Origin of the sequence: Protofrankia sp. Cas8, assembly GCF_963555845.1 — a bacterium.
Taxonomy (GTDB): domain Bacteria; phylum Actinomycetota; class Actinomycetes; order Frankiales; family Frankiaceae; genus Protofrankia.
In genome coordinates this window covers 1-286 of record NZ_CAUVXI010000255.1, presented here as the reverse complement: position 1 = coordinate 286, position 286 = coordinate 1, and the positions used below count along the sequence as shown (strand labels likewise).

At 68.2% G+C, this 286-nt stretch carries 1 pseudogene; it reads left to right on the top strand.

The features are described 5' to 3' along the window. Positions 1-5: 5 nt before the first annotated feature. Positions 6-286, top strand: a pseudogene (locus U9977_RS24295) (group II intron reverse transcriptase/maturase); the annotation flags it as partial.

The window sequence follows — 286 nt, the reverse complement described above, 5'->3', positions numbered from 1 at the left end:
TGACGTTGGAGCCGCGCATGGAGCAGATCTTCCGTGACGGGTCCTATGGCTACCGGGTGGGGCGGTCCGCGCTGGACGCGGTCGAGGCGTGCCGGGAGCGGTGCTGGAAGAGGGACTGGGTCGTCGACCTGGACATTCAGGACTTCTTCGGAAGCTGCCCGCACGACCTGATCATCAAGGCGGTGGAGGCCAATACCGACCTGCCGTGGGTGGTGCTCTACGTCCGGCGCTGGCTTGCGGCGCCGGTCTGCTACCCCGACGGCTCGCTCGTGACGCCGGACCGTGG